The organism is Algibacter ulvanivorans (assembly GCF_048381495.1).
Classification (GTDB): Bacteria; Bacteroidota; Bacteroidia; order Flavobacteriales; family Flavobacteriaceae; genus Algibacter_B; species Algibacter_B ulvanivorans.
The window spans coordinates 1-889 of sequence record NZ_JBLWGD010000020.1 but is presented as its reverse complement, the minus strand read 5'-3'; the positions used below and the strand labels follow the sequence as shown (position 1 = coordinate 889).

1 protein-coding gene is annotated in these 889 nt (G+C 30.4%); it reads left to right on the top strand.

The features are described from left to right. Window positions 1-24 precede the first annotated feature (24 nt). Complete coding sequence (locus ACNG5D_RS15800; RefSeq protein WP_418184499.1) at window positions 25-756, top strand: PIN domain-containing protein; 732 nt, start codon at window positions 25-27, stop codon at window positions 754-756. Window positions 757-889: the final 133 nt, after the last annotated feature.

The window sequence follows — 889 nt, the reverse complement described above, 5'->3', positions numbered from 1 at the left end:
CACGTTAGGCAACATTAGAGCAAAATGACAACGAAAATAGTTTTAGATACCAACATTTGGATTTACTTGACTAAAGATACTTTTAGCGAATTGCTTATCGAATTGAAAGGAAAAGCGATTTATGAAGAAATTGAAATTGTTGTTAATGATGTAATTATTAAAGAATGGCATAGAAATAAAGAAAAAACTATTAAATCTTTAGTTGAATCTATTAAATCGGAATATAAGTCAGCTATTAGATTGTCTTCTCATATGGACGAACCTTCAAAAACTAAATTTCTAGAAACTCTTTCCGAATATAAAGATGAAGAAAAAAGAATTGAAAAAGCGGAAATGAAAGTCCAAGAGGTTGAGGATTTTATGACTTCGTGTAAAACCCTAAAAGTTACTCAAGAACAGAAATTATTTGTTTCTAATCTAGCAATAGATAAGAAACCACCATTTGAGAATAACAAGAATAATTTTAATGACGCATTAATTATTAGAAATGTTTGTGAGGATGCTAATTACACATTTCCAAGTCGTTATGATTTAATTTATGTATCAAATAATCCTCAAGATTTTATTGATAAAGAGACTAAAGAAGTTCATTCTTCTCTAATGGATGGAATGAATCCAATTCGACTGAAAACTGTAACTGAATTAGGATTAGCTTTAAAATTGGCACCTGAATTAATAGAAGATTTTGACGATTGGCTAGACTCTCAATTACAATGGCAAGCGGAATTAGAATTTGAAATTAAACGAGGAAAATAACGTTGCCTAACAACGTATATAATCCATTGCTAGTGAGAGCATACTTACGAAAATCCTCGCGGATTTTCTATTCGGTTTTTATTTGCTAAATTACGTGCTAAACCACGCAACGCATCATATACAAACACGTTGT

Coding starts and splice junctions, on each gene's coding strand:
- ACNG5D_RS15800 (WP_418184499.1), top strand. CDS start 25: ATGACAACGAAAATAGTTTTAGATACCAACATTTGGATTTACTTGACT.